Here is a 16,658-nt window from a genome sequence, read left to right as displayed (position 1 = left end):
GTAAAAAAATAGAGGTGACCCAATCCTTCGTGATTGGGTCACCTCTATTTTCATGCAGAAATCCAAGCCGTATCAGCCGGATTCTCACGCCATTTTTTTAGCTTTTCCAATTCTTCTGCTGTGATGTACCCTTTTTCATTAGCGATTTTTATCAATGTCGAGTAGTCACTCAATGAATGGTTAATAATGCCCTCAGCATCGAATTTTTCTTTTCCTTTTTCCAATTCGTAAGTGAAGATCGAAACGACTCCTAGAACATCACAGCCAGCTTCTTTCAGCGCGTTAACAGCAGTAATCACACTTCCGCCGGTTGAAATCAAGTCTTCCACAACCACCACTTTTTGTCCTGGAACAGCACGGCCTTCAATTTGATTGCCCTTTCCGTGCTCCTTGGCTTTGGATCGAACATAGCACATCGGTGCATTTAATTTTTCACTCACCCAAGCTGCATGCGGAATGCCGGCAGTTGCTGTGCCTGCAATCAGTTCAGCCTCAGGGAAATTCTGTTCAATCAAACCTTTCAATCCTTCCGCTATTTCATTGCGAACCTCTGGGTATGAAAGGGTTAAGCGGTTGTCACAATAAATGGGTGATTGAATTCCAGATGCCCAAGTAAAGGGGTCATTCGGCTGCAGGTACACTGCTTTTATTTCCAATAGATGTTCAGCTATCTTATTATTTAACATGATATTCCCTCCCAAGCTGCTTTCATATCCAAATACGCCTTTAATGGATCTGCAGCCCCCGTTATGGCTCTCCCTACAACGATGGCATCCGCTCCAAAATCCCTAGCCTGTTCAGGCGTTGCAATTCTCTTTTGATCATGCGCCTGTCCACCTGCACTTCGAATTCCAGGTGTGACCGTTAAGAATTCATGACTGATGCGTTCATGTATGTTCTTTACTTCATGGGTGGAACAGACGACGCCATCCAATCCTGCCTGTCTAGTAAGTTTTGCATAATGGAGGACCGAATCCTCCAGAGATCCGGCAATGTTTTGCTCAACATTCATTTGTTCCTGTGATGTGCTCGTCAGTTGGGTAACCCCTATGCATAATGGACGTTTTTTACCAGCGGACGTTCCCTTATCCAAACCTTCCATGGCTGCTTCCATCATCTTTTGTCCACCCGCCGCATGGACATTGACCATGTCAGCCCCTAAAGTTGCCAATCCTGTCATGGCCATTTTGACCGTATTCGGAATATCATGAAGCTTCAAGTCCAAAAACACATCGTGGCCTTGCTCTTTTACGAAAGAAATTATTGATGGTCCATTCTGATAAAATAATTCCATCCCCACTTTTACTGCCAATTTTTCCGAATGGAACTGTTTTAGGAATTCTTCTGTTTGAATGAGGTCAGGAAAATCAAGAGCGATAATTAGTGACTGTTTCATTCTGCTTCCAGCTCCTTCCGGTACATTGTGAAATATGATCAAATCCGAGCTCATCCAACAATTTCGGTAATTCTTCGATGATGGTCGGGCATACAAAGGGATCCACGAAGTTAGCGGTTCCCACCGCAACAGCACTTGCACCCGCATAGAAAAATTCAATGACGTCTTGCGCTGAAGTGATGCCGCCCATTCCGATGATCGGAATAGACACTTGCTGGCTTACCTCATAAATCATCCGGAGCGCAACAGGTTTTATTGCAGGACCAGATAACCCACCCGTCCTGTTAGAAAGGATCGGTCTGCCAGTTTTTAAATCTAATCGCATGCCGACTAATGTATTAATCATTGTCAAACCGTCGGCACCGCCCTCTTCTACGGCTTTGGCCATTTCCACAATATTACTGACATTCGGTGAAAGCTTCACATACACAGGGACGGAAGACACTTCCTTGACCGCCTTGGTCACCTCTTTGGCAACTTCCGGCACCGTACCAAAAGCAATGCCACCTTCTTTAACATTCGGACAAGAGATATTCAATTCAAGTGCTTTTACATTCCTCACCTTACTTATATCACTGGCAACCTTTACATAGTCATCTATTTGCGAACCGGCAACGTTGGCGATGATGGGAACATCATACCCGCCTAGCCAGGCCAATTCTTCACTGATGACCTTTTCTAAACCTGGATTCTGCAGACCGATGGCGTTCAGCATTCCCGATGAGGTTTCCGCAACACGCGGAGTAGGGTTACCGAATCTCGGTTCAGGAGTGGTCGCTTTGATCATGATCGCCCCAAGAATATCCAAGTCGAAAAATTGACTGTATTCACGGCCGAATCCAAAGCATCCAGATGCTGGCATGACTGGGTTTTTCAAGTTTAATCCTGGTAATTCCACTGAAAGCCTGCTCATAATACCACCTCTCCTGCCCGGAATACGGGTCCATCACTGCATACCTTTTTATAACTGAAACCAGTTGGATCATCCCCTGTATGACACACGCAGGCAAAGCATGCACCGATGCCGCATCCCATCCTTTCCTCAAGGGACAGGTATAGCTTTTTCTCACGATAGCCCGCTTCCAACGCTCTTAACATTGGTGTAGGCCCGCATGAAAAGATCGTTGCAAACTCTTGCTCGAGGTTGTCTATTACAGTCGTAACAAATCCTTTTGTCCCATAAGAACCATCAACAGTGGCAATATAGGTATCACCTAATTCACTGAATTCTTTTTCGTAAAAGATGGCTGACTTGGTCTGGAAGCCCAATACATGGATTACCTTAACACCTTTTGCAACCAACATCCGTGATAATTGATACAGGGGCGGGACCCCAATCCCGCCACCAACCAATAATGCCGTTTCGCCCTTTTTGGCCTCATGAACGGGAAATCCGTTGCCAAGGGGTCCAAGGATATCGACCGCTTCCGCCTCTTTACGCTGTGATAACAGCGCCGTTCCTTTACCTTCAGCCCGGTATATCATCGTGAACTGCTTTTCTCTGTTGTCGTAAGAAGAAATTGAAATCGGGCGTCTTAGCAATGGCTCAGTGCCATCTGTTGTCTTGACTTGGACAAACTGGCCTGGTTGATTCATCTCTGAAACCAATTCACCTTGCAGAGTAAGTTCAAAAATGGATGGGGCCAGTTCCTTATGATTTAACACCTTCATTCTTTCCTTCTTGATCATATATAGCTCACCTCACGACTTATTTCCGTTTTTCCCATTGCTTCTGCCGAGAAAGTCATCGATTCTATCACTCTTAAAATAGCTTCTGCCGTATCAAGTGATGTTAGGCATGTCACTCCATTTTCAACCGATTCACGTCGGATTCTAAAACCATCTCGGGCAGGCTGCTTACCTTTTGTCAAAGTATTTATGACAAATTGTGCTTCCCCGTTCCGAATAACATCCAGCAGGTTTGTACCTTCTTCGCCAATTTTACCGACAATCGCAGTCGGGATGCCGGATTGCTTCAATAAGGCAGCAGTTCCGCTGGTGGCTATCAGCTTGAAACCGATATTATGGAAACGTTTTGCTAAAAGTAGCGCTTCTTGCTTATCTTTATCAGATATCGTCAATAACACCGAACCATGCCCCTTAATTTTGAAACCGGAAGCGACCAGCCCTTTGTATAAAGCCTTTTCAAGGGTGCTATCTTTCCCCATTACTTCACCAGTCGATTTCATTTCAGGTCCGAGTGAGATGTCCACACCTCTTAATTTTGCAAAAGAGAAGACCGGCACTTTCACATAGACCCCAGTTTGTTCTGGCACTAACCCCGATTTGTAACCTTGGCTTTCAAGTGTGTGGCCCAAAATGACCTTCGTGGCTAAGTTGGCCATCGGCACGTTCGTAATTTTACTTAAGAATGGAACGGTCCGGCTTGAACGTGGATTTACTTCAATCACATACACTTCTTCATTGCTGATGACATATTGAATGTTCAAGAGACCAATTATATTCAAACCTTTTGCCAACCGGGTCGTATAATCGATGATTACTTCTTTTTGTTTTTCCGTTAAATTTTGAGGCGGATAGACTGCAATCGAATCACCTGAATGGACGCCGGCACGTTCGATATGCTCCATGATTCCAGGGATAACGACGGTTTCGCCATCGGAAATTCCATCAACTTCAATTTCCTTACCCGTTAAGTAGCGGTCGATCAGGACAGGATGATCCGGATTTATTTTCACGGCATTTTTCATGTAATGCAGCAATTCCTCTTGTTTATAGACGATTTCCATCGCTCTTCCTCCGAGAACATACGATGGCCTTACTAAAACCGGATAACCAATATCTTCAGCGATGACGATTGCTTCATCAACCGATGTTGCGGTTTTACCCTTTGGCTGCGGAATGCCTAAATCCTTAAGTGCTCTTTCGAATTTATTGCGATTTTCCGCCCTATCCAGGTCTTCAAGTGAAGTACCAAGGATCTTCACTCCTCTTTCAACAAGACCATCTGCAAGGTTGATTGCTGTCTGTCCACCAAACTGGACGATGACCCCTTCCGGTTTTTCCAAATCGATGACATGCATGACATCTTCAATAGTCAATGGTTCGAAATAAAGTTTGTCGGAGATACTGAAATCCGTCGAAACTGTTTCTGGATTGTTGTTGATGATGATCGCTTCGTATCCCGCTTCTTTAATGGCCCATACCGAATGTACGGTCGCATAATCAAACTCTACTCCTTGCCCGATCCTAATTGGGCCTGACCCCAGAACAATGACACTTTTCTTGTCAGTAACGATGGATTCATTCTCATCTTCGTATGTCCCATAAAAATACGGTGTTTCCGATTCGAATTCCGCAGCACATGTATCAACCATTTTATAAACAGGGATGATTCCTTGCTGTTTCCGGTACTCATAGACGTCAATTTCGGGAACTCCCCATATTTCTGCAATCGTTTTGTCAGAAAACCCTAGTTCTTTAGCCTTTTGCAATACTTCACAATCGAAAGATTGTTCTTTAAGCTGCTTTTCAAAGTCGATTATTTTTTTCAACTTATGCAAGAAGAATAAATCGATCTGACTCCAATCGTGTATTGTTTCGATCGTTATTCCCCTTCTTAACGCTTCACCGATATAGAATAACCGTTCATCTCCCGCTTTCCTGATCCGTTTCTCTATTTTTCCATCTTCAAACTCGTCATTCAAATTAAGATGGTATATACCCGCTTCAAGGGAACGGACAGCTTTTAGGATTGATTCCTCGAATGTACGGCCGATTGCCATGACTTCTCCGGTCGCCTTCATTTGGGTCCCGAGTCTACGGTTGGCGCTTTCGAACTTATCGAAAGGCCAGCGCGGAATTTTCGTAACGACATAGTCCAGTGACGGTTCGAAGCTGGCATAGGTTTTGCCAGTGACAGGGTTCATCATTTCATCGAGCGTCAAACCAACGGCTATCTTTGCTGCAAGCTTTGCAATTGGATATCCTGTTGCTTTTGAGGCAAGTGCCGACGAACGGCTGACCCTTGGGTTCACTTCGATGACATAATATTGATAGCTGTTTGGATCTAGCGCCAGCTGAACATTACATCCACCTTCAATCTTCAAGGCACGGATAATCTTCAAGGACGTATTTCGAAGCATTTGGTACTCTCTGTCACTTAATGTTTGGCTTGGTGCGGCAACAATTGAATCGCCTGTATGCACACCGACAGGATCGAAGTTTTCCATATTACAAACGACTATCGCATTATCATTCGAATCACGCATCACTTCATATTCAACTTCTTTGAAACCGGCAATGCTCTTCTCAAGCAGACATTGGTGTACCGGGCTGCTTTTCAGGCCACCCTCAACAATCTCGATCAGCTGCTCTTCGTTATCACAAATCCCACCGCCTGTTCCGCCAAGCGTGAAGGCAGGACGAACAATGACTGGGTACCCGACCCGTTCAACGAATGTATATGCCTCTTCCAAGTTATGAATAATGTCGCTATCAGGTACCGGTTCCCCTAGATCGTTCATCAGCGTACGGAAAAGGTCACGGTCTTCCGCTTGTTGGATAGCTGAAAGTTTGGTCCCAAGAATCTGTACATTGCATTCTTCCAGGATTCCTGCTTCAGCAAGCTCGACTGCCATATTCAAGCCGGTCTGTCCGCCCAAGGTGGGTAACAGTGCATCCGGGCGCTCTTTACGGATGATTTTGCTGACAAATTCCAATGTGATCGGTTCGATATAAACCGCGTCAGCCATTTCACTGTCTGTCATGATTGTAGCAGGGTTAGAGTTAATCAGGATCACTCGATAACCTTCTTCTTTTAAGGCTATACACGCTTGAGTTCCTGCATAATCGAACTCGGCGGCCTGTCCGATGACGATCGGACCGGAACCAATTACTAGGATGCTTTTTATATCAGTGCGTTTTGGCATGTTTTTTCCCCCTTGTTGGTTGCAGCTTCAATCATTTGTAAGAATTCATTGAATAAGTAGTTGGCATCTTCCGGCCCTGGTGATGCTTCCGGGTGATATTGTACGGTGAAAGCCGGATACTTTTTATGGCGCAGGCCTTCAATCGTATCATCATTCAATGCTGTATGTGTCACAATAAGATCTGTATTTTCAATGGAAAGCTCTTCTACTGTATATCCATGATTTTGAGATGTGATGGATACCTTTCCGGTTCGAAGGTCCCTAACCGGATGATTAGATCCTCGATGGCCGAATTTTAATTTTTCCGTATCCGCCCCGTTTGCAAGTGCGAATAATTGATGACCTAAACAGATTCCGAATAATGGCACTTGCGTTTGGATTGTACGGATCATTTCAAGCGTCTCATGAACACTTTTCGGATCTCCAGGACCGTTTGAAAGCATCACGCCATCCGGATGATATTGCATCACTTCTTCGGCCGTGACGTTATAAGGCACAACCACGACATCACAGCCGCGCTTCGTCAACTCACGTAAAATCCCATGCTTCATGCCATAGTCTACAAGAACTACCCGCGGGCCTCTGCCCGGGCTGGAATATGGTGCTTTTGTTGAAACCTGTTTCACTTGATTAGAAGGAATCACCGTTGCTTTCAACTGGGAAACCACTTCTTTTGCATCCTTATTGATATTGCAGAGCGCCCCTTTAAGTGCACCTGATTTCCTGATGATCCTTGTCAGCTTTCTCGTATCGATTCCGCTTATTCCAGGTATGTTCTTCATTTTCAGATATTCATCAAGTGATAATTGGTTTCTCCAGTTGGAAGGAAGTTCTGCTGTTTCCTTAACGACGAATCCCGATATAGCTGGATTGATGGATTCAAAGTCATCCCGGTTTATTCCGTAGTTCCCGATTAATGGATACGTAAGTGTAACGATCTGACCGCAATAGGATGGATCGGATAGAATCTCCTGGTACCCTGTCATTCCTGTGTTAAAAACGACTTCACCTATTTTTTCTACTTCCCCTCCGAATGCTTCCCCAAGGAATACTGTCCCGTCTTCTAAAATTAGCTGTCTTTTCATCCTTGAACACGTCCTTTTTCCCAAGCTATTTTTCCTTCCGCAATCGTCATGACTGGCCAGCCATAACATTTCTTTTCATTAAAAGGTGTATTTTTTCCTTTTGAAGCAAACTCTTCAGCATTAATTTCTTTTTCTGTTTCCAAATCGATGAGCACGATATCCGCAATAGCACCTTCCTTTAGCTCTCCATAAGGAAGGGAGAAACTTTCAGAGGGTTTAATTGTCATGAAATCGATCAATTGCTTTAATGTAATGACGCCCTTTTTAACCAATTCGGTGTAAAGCAGCGGGAAGGCCGTTTCCAATCCCACTATTCCGAAAGGAGCCAGCTGCATTCCCTGCGCTTTTTCCTCTGCCGCATGCGGGGCATGGTCTGTTGCTATAAAATCGATGGTTCCGTCAAGCAGTCCTTCTATCAATGCATCCCGATCTTCACGGCCCCTTAATGGCGGGTTCATTTTATAATTCGTATCAAGTCCCGGTATATCATCTTCACACAATAATAAGTGATGCGGTGTAACTTCAGCTGTGACGCGAATACCGGCGCGTTTGGCATCCCTTACCGTCCTTACCGATTCCTTCGTGGATATATGGCATACGTGATAATGGCAATCCGCAGCTTCAGCAAGGAGGATATCCCGGGCAATATGTACAGCCTCACATACGGACGGAATTCCATTGATTCCCTGTTCTTTTGAGAACCTTCCTTCATGGACGGAGCCTTTATTGATTAAGCTATTGTCTTCACAATGAGCAACTATGGCCACATCTTGAGCGGCTGCCCGTTTCATCGCTTCCAGCATCATCCCAGCTTCTTGAATTCCCACGCCATCGTCCGTAAAGGCGAAAGCACCCGTTTGTTTTAATGAAGAAAAGTCGGTCAACTCCTTGCCGGCTTCCCTAATTGTAATGGATGCATATGGGAGTACCCTTACATGAGCCGTTTCTTCAATTTTCCTGTTTAGCGCTTCAAGGTTTTCCACTGTATCGGGAACTGGCCTTGTATTGGGCATTGCCGCTACCGTAGTGAAACCGCCTCTTGCCGCTGCCTGCGTTCCACTAGCGATTGTTTCTTTATGTTCACCGCCCGGTTCGCGTAAATGGACATGCAGATCAACGAATCCTGATGTAATAAGTAACCCTTCAGCGTCAACTACTTTACAATTTTCCGTTGCCAAGTTCTCGCCGATTTTTGTGATGACCTTGCCTTCCATTTCAATGTCCGCTTTTTTGAATGAGTTTTGATTATCTAGCAATACTCCATTTTTGATTACTGTTTTCATGAATGTTTCCCCCTCCGGATTGTTCAAGCACATTTTTTAATACGGCCATTCTAATGAACACGCCATTTTCCATTTGTTTAAATATTCTTGAGCGGCTGCATTCGACTAAATCACTGTCTATTTCAACACCGCGGTTTATTGGTGCAGGATGCATGATGATCGCACCCGGTTTCATATTTTTTTCACGTTGTTTGGTCAGGCCGAAACTTTCCAGATAATCTCCATTTGCCTGATCGTATTTTTCAATATGCCTTTCATGCTGTATTCTGAGCAGCATGACCACATCCGAGGTAGCTACCGCATGGTCGATGTCTTCATACCTTCCCAAACTGTTTGTTCTGTCAAACCATTCAGGCGGACCCGAAAATACGACATTCGCTCCTAAACGGGTTAATGCTTCTGCATTCGATTTCGCAACCCGACTATGCCTTACATCACCGATTATGGCAATCTTCAGACCTTTGAAACTTTTAAACTCTTGTTTTATCGTCAATAAGTCCAGTAATGATTGGGTTGGATGATTTCCGCAGCCATCCCCTGCGTTGATTATTGGAATCCCGATCTTCTCATTCAATTCATCAAAATAATTATCCTGTTCATGACGGATGATCAAGGCATTCACACCTATTGCTTCTAACGTTTTAACAGTGTCATATAAGGTTTCACCTTTTAACACGGATGATGTACCCGCATCAAAAGGAATGACCTCAAGCCCCAATTTTCTTTCAGCCATTTCAAAGCTTGATTTTGTACGTGTACTAGGTTCAAAGAAGAGATTGGCAACTGTGGTCTGCTGCTTTGGATTCCAGCTAGATCCCTTGGCAAAACCCTCTGCCTCATGTAAAATCCTTTCAATATCAGTTAAAGCCAATTCATTCATGGTCAATAATTTTTTCATCGATCCTGCTCCTTTCACATTTGTGATACGGGGCATAAAAAATACCCCGTCATTAAGGACAGGGTGTAGGTCATAAAGAGTGTGCGGACACGGAATGGTTTACACTTTATCCCGTTCTCATTCTCTTTACAGCAACACCCTTTTAAGCCTCTCTGGACTTCTTTTAAAAGGTGATTTATTGTTTTGATGCAATATCTTATTTTTCAAATATATCTCCGGATATTTTTTCACGGTCCGGAAGAATCAAGTTAAGAAGGATTCCGACGATGGCTGAAAGTGCCATTCCGGAAAGCGATACCGTTTCCGATAGTTGTACGAACGCCCCTCCTATTCCTAACACCAGGATGACTGAAGCTATCATCAGGTTCCTTTTCTTGTCAAAATCAACCTTATTATCAATCAGCATCCTCAATCCACTGGATGCGATGATTCCGAAGAGCAAGATGGAAATACCGCCCATCACAGCTGTAGGTATCGAGCTGATGACTGCTGAAATCTTACCGTTAAAGCCAAAGATGATTGCAGTCAATGCTGCCCCACCGATGATATACACACTGTACGCCTTTGTCATAGTCAGGACCCCAATATTCTCGCCATATGAAGTCAGCGGCGGCCCACCGATTAAGGAACCGATCATGATTCCTGCTCCATCTCCTAAAATCGAGCGATGCAAACCAGGATTTTCTAAAAAATTCCTGCCGACTACTTTGCTCAGTACCATCTGGTGTCCGATATGTTCTGATAAAGTTACGATGGCAACCGGTACCATGATGGCAATGACTTCCCATGAGAAGGACGGTGTATAGGTTACATATGGAAACATGAATTCAGGCATTTCCCACCATTGTGCTGACTTGATCGGTTCATAATCTATTATTCCTGCAACAGCCGAACAGCCGTAGCCGACTATGATTCCCATTAATATGGGGATCAAGTTAATGAATCCCTTAAAGAACACGTTACAGATGATGGTTACCGCTAAGGTGATCAGCGCTATCACTATATATGTGACGCTGTATTTATCTTGTGGATCATACATTGCCATGTCCACGGCCGTTCCGGCAAGGCTTAATCCGATTACGATAATCACCGGACCCACCACAACCGGAGGAAGTATATTCATTAACCAGCGCAATCCGACTTTTTGAATAATCAAAGCTACTATCCCATATATGAACCCTGCTGCAAAACAGCCGATCATTGCCGCTTCCGGACCTCCTAGAGCCTTAGCTGCTATGATTGGCGTAATGAAAGCGAAAGATGAACCGAGATAAGCTGGTATCTTACCTTTGGTTATCAATAAGTATGAAAGTGTACCCAATCCGCTTGAAACCAATGCTACCGCCGGGCTTAATCCTACCAAGAATGGCACCAGCACCGTTGCACCGAACATGGCGAACAAATGCTGGATGCTTAACGTTATCCACTGGCCAGCCTTTGGCACGTCTTCGACATCCAGTACGATGTCCCTTTTAGTTTCTTCCATTTCCGTATCCCCCTCATGAAAATCCCATCAAAACTGCAAAAACCCTCTTTGCAATATACAAAGAGGGTTTCTCAGAAGGCAAATGTCCATGCGTAGACACAGCTCTCCCGATTGACTCCCCTTTGCCAGCCTCTCTGGACTGTCTTTAAAAGGGTAATATGAAATTTTCATGTTGTTTAGTTTTCTAATATAGTAACTTGATCTACTTCATCTACTTCTGTTAAAGTAACCGTAATTTTTTCAGATTGGGAAGTCGGAACGTTTTTACCGACAAAATCCGCGCGAATCGGCAATTCCCTATGCCCCCTGTCTACTAATACGGCGAGCTGGATTTGCGAAGGTCTTCCCAAATCCACCAGAGCATCCATTGCCGCTCTAACGGTTCTGCCTGTGAAAAGAACATCATCCACTAAAATCACTTTCTTGTCAGTGATGTTGACCGGAATGTCCGAGCCTTTTACGATGGGTTCCCCATCATTGGTCTTTTTCGAAAGATCATCACGATAAAGTGTAATATCCAGTTCACCAAGTTCTATTTCCTTGCCTTCTATTTGATTGATGCGCTTTGCAAGTCGGTCAGCGAGGAAAATCCCGCGAGTACGTATCCCGATTAAGACGCAATCCTCAATACCCTTATTTTTCTCAATAATTTCATGGGCAATTCTCGTCAAGGCTCTGCTAATGGCCTGCTCATCAAGTACTATGGCTTTCTCATTCAACACGTCGGCCACCCCGATTCCTTTTTTCTGATAGTCAATTTCAACAAAAAATCCTCATGCCAAGAAGGCATGAGGATTTACTCGCCATGGGCATGGTTATCCCACTTTGCGTATCCGTTTCCTTCTCAGTCTCTCTGAACTGTGTTAAAGGTTCTTATTAAGTTGTTATTATAATATATCAAAAAAAAGAATTTGTCAATCCTTACTTCTACGTAATTGATTAATTAGATTTTCAAACTCTTCCGGAATCGGAGCTTCGAATTCCATATACTCATTTGTACGTGGATGGATGAAACCTAGAAGACCCGCGTGCAACGCTTGTCCATCTAATTTCAGTGTCTTTTTCGGACCATATTTCGGATCTCCCGCCAGCGGGAAGCTAATGTATTTCATGTGAACACGGATTTGATGTGTTCTTCCTGTTTCAAGCTGGCATTCCACCAAAGTGAAAGCTTTGAAGCGTTCGATGACACGGAAATGCGTGACAGCATTTTTGGAATTCGAATCTGTGACAGTCATGCTTTGGCGATCCTTTTTATCGCGGCCAATCGGTGCATCGATCGTTCCGAAGTCATGAGGGATCACACCATGAACTACAGCTTGATACTTACGGGTAACCGTTTTGTCAACAAGCTGCTGTACCAGTTTCTCATGTGCCATATCATTTTTGGCAACCATCAATAAACCTGATGTATCTTTGTCGATCCGATGGACGATTCCAGGCCGCATGACTCCATTAATTCCAGAAAGGTCCTTGCAGTGAGCCATCAATCCATTTACAAGCGTGCCAGATACATGTCCCGGTGCCGGATGGACGACCATGCCGCTCGGTTTATTAACAACCAGTACATCTTTATCTTCATAATAGATATCCAAATCCATTTCCTCTGCTACCGCATCCAATTCCTCAAGTTCAGGAATCGTCACTTCGATTGTATCGCCAGGAATAGCTTTGTAATTCGTCTTTATCGCCGTGCCATTTACCAAAACATGATCATCCTTAATCCATTGCTGGACCTGAGTACGTGACCATTCCTCATTCAAAGTGGAAAGGGCCTTATCAATCCTAACTCCTTTTAGTGTTTCATCGATGCTGTATAACCTTTTATCCATTATCTTTCTCCTTAGCGTTTTTTTCTTCTAAAAACATATGAATCACGAGCAGTCCGACACCAATTGAAAGCGCAGCATCAGCAACATTAAATACCGGGAAACTGTAGCTGAAAATATAGGCATGAACGAAATCCACTACTTCCTGACGAGCAACACGATCGATGAAATTACCAATCGCACCGCCTAGCATGAGAGCAAGTGCAACTCCAAGCAAAATGCTTCCCTTCGCCATTTTCTGAATATAATAGACAAGTCCAATAATGACAGCGATGGTGATGATGTAGAAAAACCACATTTGACCTTGTAGAATTCCCCATGCTGCCCCACGATTACGATGCGAGGTGATATATAGAAGGTTTTCAATAATTTCAATGCTTTCTCCGTACTCCATTTTTTTCACAATCATCCATTTTGTCAGCTGATCGAGAGCTATGACCAAAAGGGCAATCAAATAATAAAACACATTTTTTCCCCCAAACTAATCAAATCTTCACTTTTGAATTGTAGCATAAACTAGAAATAATGACTAATCCGAAAAGCATTAGTCTGCTAACTGTACCTGAAGGATATCGGGAAGATTGGATAAAGGTAAAATTCCCTATTGCGGTTTTAGTTTCATTCCCACAAAAAAAGCCGGCCCTTTATAAAAGGACCGGTTTTTTTGCGGGTATTATTGATTCACGTAATGCTCTTTCACGACTGTAGCACAACGCGGGCAAAGTGTTGGATGTTCTTCCACTTGACCTACTTCCTTCGAAACATTCCAGCAACGTTCACACGTTTCACCTTCTGCTTTTGTAACAAGGATCGCTATATCCTCAAGTTTAACCGCCTCTGCTGGGGCATTTGCCACATCGCCAGCGATTTCGAATTCGGATACGATGAATAGCTGTTCAAAGCTTTCCTTGATGCCATCAAGCAGATTCTTCGTTTCTTCATTCACATATACCATCACTTTAGCGTTCAGTGATTTTCCGATGACCTTCTTGTTACGGGCTTCTTCTAATGCTTTCAGAACATTATCACGGACATCCATGAACGCTGTCCATTTTTCTTCAGTGACTTCAGCATCATCAACTGGAATTTCTTCAGGCATCAATGTCAACTGTACACTTTCTTCCGTTACACCCGGAATGAACGCCCATACTTCATCAGCTGTATGAGAGAGGATCGGTGACACCAATTTGGTTAAGCTGACCAATGATTCGTAAAGGACCGTTTGAATGGCCAAACGCTCTTTACCATTCGGAGCCTCACAATAAAGAATGTCTTTTGCATAATCAAGGTAGAACGAACTTAAATCCTGTGTACAGAAATTATTGACCATATTATAAATTGTAGCAAACTCATAATTTTCATAACTTAGCTTCGACTGTTTGATCAGTTTATTCAATTTAACAAGCATGTATCGATCGACTTCAGGCAATTCTTGGACTGCCACTTTATCGGTTTTTGGATTGAATCCATCCAAGTTCCCTAACAGGAAGCGGAATGTATTACGGATTTTTCGGTAAACTTCCGAAACTTGTTTTAAAATAGGATCGGAAACCCTGACATCCGATTGGTAATCCACCGAAGCTACCCAAAGGCGTAAGATATCAGCACCAAGTTGGTTCATGACCTTGGATGGCAGTACAACGTTCCCGATCGACTTACTCATTTTACGGCCTTCGCCATCCAATGCAAAACCGTGGCTAAGTACACCTTTATATGGTGCTTTGCCTGTAACTGCAACACTTGTTGAAAGCGATGAGTTAAACCAGCCGCGATATTGATCGGACCCTTCTAAATAAAGGTCAGCAGGCCGTTGCAAGTCGTCTCTCTCTTCAAGTACCGCTTGATGAGAAGAACCGGAATCGAACCAAACGTCCATGATATCCGTTTCTTTCGTGAAGATACCATTCGGGCTGCCTTCATGTATATAGCCATCAGGCAGAAGATCTTTCGCATCACGCTCAAACCAGATATTTGAACCGTGTTCGCGGAATAGCTTTGAAATATGGTTGATTGTTTCATCCGTAATGATCGGCTCGCCATTTTCTGCATAAAACACTGGAATTGGCACTCCCCAAGCGCGTTGGCGGGAAATGCACCAATCCCCGCGGTCACGGACCATATTGAATAGGCGCGTTTCGCCCCAAGCCGGTACCCATTTGGTTTCTTCAATTGCTTCCAGTAGTTCATTGCGGAAGTCTTTGATTGACGCAAACCATTGTGCTGTTGCACGGAAGATCGTTGGCTTCTTCGTCCGCCAGTCATGTGGGTAAGAGTGTGTAATGAACGTCAAGTTCAATAACGCGCCTACTTCAGTTAATTTTTCAGTAATAGGTTTATTCGCTTGATCATAAAATAATCCGGCAAATTCCCCTGCCTCTTCCGTCATGACTCCTTTTTCATCTACAGGACAAAGTACGTCCAAGCCATATTTTTGCCCAACGATAAAGTCATCTTCACCATGGCCAGGCGCAGTATGAACACAACCCGTTCCAGCTTCAGTCGTTACGTGTTCACCTAACATCACTAAAGATTCACGGTCATAAAGTGGATGTTTGGCAACAGCACGGTCCAACTCGCTTCCTTTTACTGTATTCAGGATAGACGGGTTTTCCCAGCCTAATGTTTCCGTAACCGACTCAAGCAGTGCCTCAGCAAGTAAGAATTTTTCATTTTCGACAGCCACTACTACGTAATTTAATTGCGGATGCAATGAAATACCAAGATTAGCAGGAATCGTCCATGGAGTTGTCGTCCAGATGATGATTTTGACGCCCTCTTCGATTACACCTTTGCCATCTGTGACTTCAAAAGCAACATAGATGGATGCAGAACGTTTGTCTTGATATTCAATTTCTGCTTCGGCAAGAGCTGATTCACTTGACGGGGACCAATAAACAGGTTTTTTCCCTTTATAAATATAGCCTTTTTTCGCCATTTCACCGAATACCTTGATTTGCTGCGCTTCATATTCAGGCTTTAATGTGATATAAGGATTATCCCAATCACCACGGACCCCTATTCTCTTAAACTGCTCACGTTGATTGTTAATCTGACCATAAGCATACTCTTCACAAAGCTTTCTGAATTCGGCAACGCTCATTTCTTTCCGTTTCACGCCTTTTTTTGTCAATGCCGTTTCGATCGGAAGCCCATGCGTATCCCAGCCAGGTACATACGGTGCTTGAAAACCGCTCATTGATTTAAATCGGACAATGAAATCCTTTAAAACCTTGTTCATTGCATGGCCCATATGGATATCGCCGTTTGCATACGGAGGTCCATCATGCAAAATGAATAAAGGACGCCCTTCCGTTTGTTCTTGCACTTTTTTATAGATGTTCATTTCATTCCATTTTTCTTGGATTTCCGGTTCACGTTTCGGCAAATTCCCCCGCATTGGAAATTCAGTTTTAGGCATCAATAAGGTATCTTTGTATTCCATCATAAAATCCTCCATCCGTCTTTACATAAATTCATTCGAACCGATGACTTGATATCCGGCCAAAATAAAAAGCCCTCTCATCCCTAAAAAAGGGACGAGAAAGCTTAGCTTCCCGCGGTACCACCCTGGCTAGAAAGATTCACAAAGTGAATCCAACCTCTCGAGCATTCGTAACGTGAATGAAACGCTTCATTTACTTACTGCAAAAGCAGGTTCAACTCAGAACTCAAGGGTGATCTTCAATATCTTCGCTTATTCCGGGCTTTCACCATCCCCGGTTCGCTAAAAATAAGTGTGTGAAGAATTTACTTTCCCTGTCATCGTCTAATTTCATAATGAATAGTATT

13 protein-coding genes are annotated in these 16,658 nt (G+C 43.8%); all 13 read right to left on the bottom strand.

The genetic code is table 11. From position 1 onward, the window contains the following. Nucleotides 1-50 precede the first annotated feature (50 nt). Nucleotides 51-686 carry an orotate phosphoribosyltransferase gene (gene pyrE / locus N0M92_RS01850; RefSeq protein ID WP_260284213.1) on the bottom strand — a complete coding sequence of 212 codons (636 nt, stop codon included), beginning with the start codon at nt 684-686 and terminating at the stop codon, nt 51-53. Next, a complete protein-coding gene (pyrF, locus tag N0M92_RS01845) occupies nt 680-1,396 on the bottom strand; it encodes an orotidine-5'-phosphate decarboxylase (RefSeq protein ID WP_260284212.1) in 717 nt (238 codons plus the stop codon). The genes pyrE and pyrF overlap by 7 nt, the downstream gene beginning before the upstream one ends. Further along, nucleotides 1,368-2,309, bottom strand: coding sequence for a dihydroorotate dehydrogenase (locus N0M92_RS01840; RefSeq protein WP_260284211.1), 942 nt, complete (start codon nt 2,307-2,309; stop codon nt 1,368-1,370). Before N0M92_RS01840 ends, pyrF begins: the two co-directional genes overlap by 29 nt. Continuing rightward, nucleotides 2,306-3,085 (bottom strand): dihydroorotate dehydrogenase electron transfer subunit, encoded by a 780-nt coding sequence (locus N0M92_RS01835; protein ID WP_260284210.1) that lies wholly within the window; start codon nt 3,083-3,085, stop codon nt 2,306-2,308. Before N0M92_RS01835 ends, N0M92_RS01840 begins: the two co-directional genes overlap by 4 nt. Continuing rightward, nucleotides 3,082-6,288 (bottom strand): carbamoyl-phosphate synthase large subunit, encoded by a 3,207-nt coding sequence (gene carB / locus N0M92_RS01830; RefSeq protein ID WP_260284209.1) that lies wholly within the window; start codon nt 6,286-6,288, stop codon nt 3,082-3,084. Before carB ends, N0M92_RS01835 begins: the two co-directional genes overlap by 4 nt. Continuing rightward, nucleotides 6,267-7,373: a carbamoyl phosphate synthase small subunit gene (locus tag N0M92_RS01825; protein ID WP_192203979.1), complete on the bottom strand. Its 1,107-nt coding sequence runs from the start codon at nt 7,371-7,373 to the stop codon at nt 6,267-6,269. Before N0M92_RS01825 ends, carB begins: the two co-directional genes overlap by 22 nt. Beyond that, nucleotides 7,370-8,656 carry a dihydroorotase gene (locus N0M92_RS01820; RefSeq protein ID WP_260284208.1) on the bottom strand — a complete coding sequence of 429 codons (1,287 nt, stop codon included), beginning with the start codon at nt 8,654-8,656 and terminating at the stop codon, nt 7,370-7,372. The genes N0M92_RS01825 and N0M92_RS01820 overlap by 4 nt, the downstream gene beginning before the upstream one ends. Further along, a complete protein-coding gene (locus tag N0M92_RS01815; protein ID WP_260284207.1) occupies nt 8,619-9,554 on the bottom strand; it encodes an aspartate carbamoyltransferase catalytic subunit in 936 nt (311 codons plus the stop codon). The genes N0M92_RS01820 and N0M92_RS01815 overlap by 38 nt, the downstream gene beginning before the upstream one ends. A 196-nt stretch (nt 9,555-9,750) precedes the next feature. Further along, nucleotides 9,751-11,040, bottom strand: a complete 1,290-nt coding sequence (locus tag N0M92_RS01810; protein ID WP_260284206.1) for a solute carrier family 23 protein — start codon at nt 11,038-11,040, stop codon at nt 9,751-9,753. Between the two features lie 176 nt (nt 11,041-11,216). Continuing rightward, nucleotides 11,217-11,759 carry a bifunctional pyr operon transcriptional regulator/uracil phosphoribosyltransferase PyrR gene (gene pyrR, locus N0M92_RS01805; protein WP_192203975.1) on the bottom strand — a complete coding sequence of 181 codons (543 nt, stop codon included), beginning with the start codon at nt 11,757-11,759 and terminating at the stop codon, nt 11,217-11,219. A 195-nt stretch (nt 11,760-11,954) separates the two neighbouring features. Beyond that, a complete protein-coding gene (locus N0M92_RS01800) occupies nt 11,955-12,872 on the bottom strand; it encodes an RluA family pseudouridine synthase (protein ID WP_260284205.1) in 918 nt (305 codons plus the stop codon). Next, nucleotides 12,865-13,335 (bottom strand): signal peptidase II, encoded by a 471-nt coding sequence (gene lspA / locus N0M92_RS01795; RefSeq protein WP_192203974.1) that lies wholly within the window; start codon nt 13,333-13,335, stop codon nt 12,865-12,867. The genes N0M92_RS01800 and lspA overlap by 8 nt, the downstream gene beginning before the upstream one ends. A gap of 207 nt (nt 13,336-13,542) precedes the next feature. Next, on the bottom strand, nt 13,543-16,311 hold the full coding sequence (ileS, locus tag N0M92_RS01790; RefSeq protein WP_260284339.1) for an isoleucine--tRNA ligase: 2,769 nt from the start codon (nt 16,309-16,311) through the stop codon (nt 13,543-13,545). Between the last annotated feature and the right edge of the window lie 347 nt (nt 16,312-16,658).

This window comes from Peribacillus aracenensis (genome assembly GCF_025175645.1).
Taxonomy (GTDB): domain Bacteria; phylum Bacillota; class Bacilli; order Bacillales; family DSM-1321; genus Peribacillus; species Peribacillus aracenensis.
This window is presented reverse-complemented; position numbering and strand designations above follow the sequence as displayed.

Coding starts and splice junctions, on each gene's coding strand:
- N0M92_RS01800 (WP_260284205.1), bottom strand. CDS start 12,872: ATGGATAAAAGGTTATACAGCATCGATGAAACACTAAAAGGAGTTAGG.
- ileS (WP_260284339.1), bottom strand. CDS start 16,311: ATGGAATACAAAGATACCTTATTGATGCCTAAAACTGAATTTCCAATG.
- N0M92_RS01825 (WP_192203979.1), bottom strand. CDS start 7,373: ATGAAAAGACAGCTAATTTTAGAAGACGGGACAGTATTCCTTGGGGAA.
- N0M92_RS01815 (WP_260284207.1), bottom strand. CDS start 9,554: ATGAAAAAATTATTGACCATGAATGAATTGGCTTTAACTGATATTGAA.
- pyrF (WP_260284212.1), bottom strand. CDS start 1,396: ATGAAACAGTCACTAATTATCGCTCTTGATTTTCCTGACCTCATTCAA.
- carB (WP_260284209.1), bottom strand. CDS start 6,288: ATGCCAAAACGCACTGATATAAAAAGCATCCTAGTAATTGGTTCCGGT.
- N0M92_RS01820 (WP_260284208.1), bottom strand. CDS start 8,656: ATGAAAACAGTAATCAAAAATGGAGTATTGCTAGATAATCAAAACTCA.
- N0M92_RS01810 (WP_260284206.1), bottom strand. CDS start 11,040: ATGGAAGAAACTAAAAGGGACATCGTACTGGATGTCGAAGACGTGCCA.
- N0M92_RS01840 (WP_260284211.1), bottom strand. CDS start 2,309: ATGAGCAGGCTTTCAGTGGAATTACCAGGATTAAACTTGAAAAACCCA.
- N0M92_RS01835 (WP_260284210.1), bottom strand. CDS start 3,085: ATGATCAAGAAGGAAAGAATGAAGGTGTTAAATCATAAGGAACTGGCC.
- pyrE (WP_260284213.1), bottom strand. CDS start 686: ATGTTAAATAATAAGATAGCTGAACATCTATTGGAAATAAAAGCAGTG.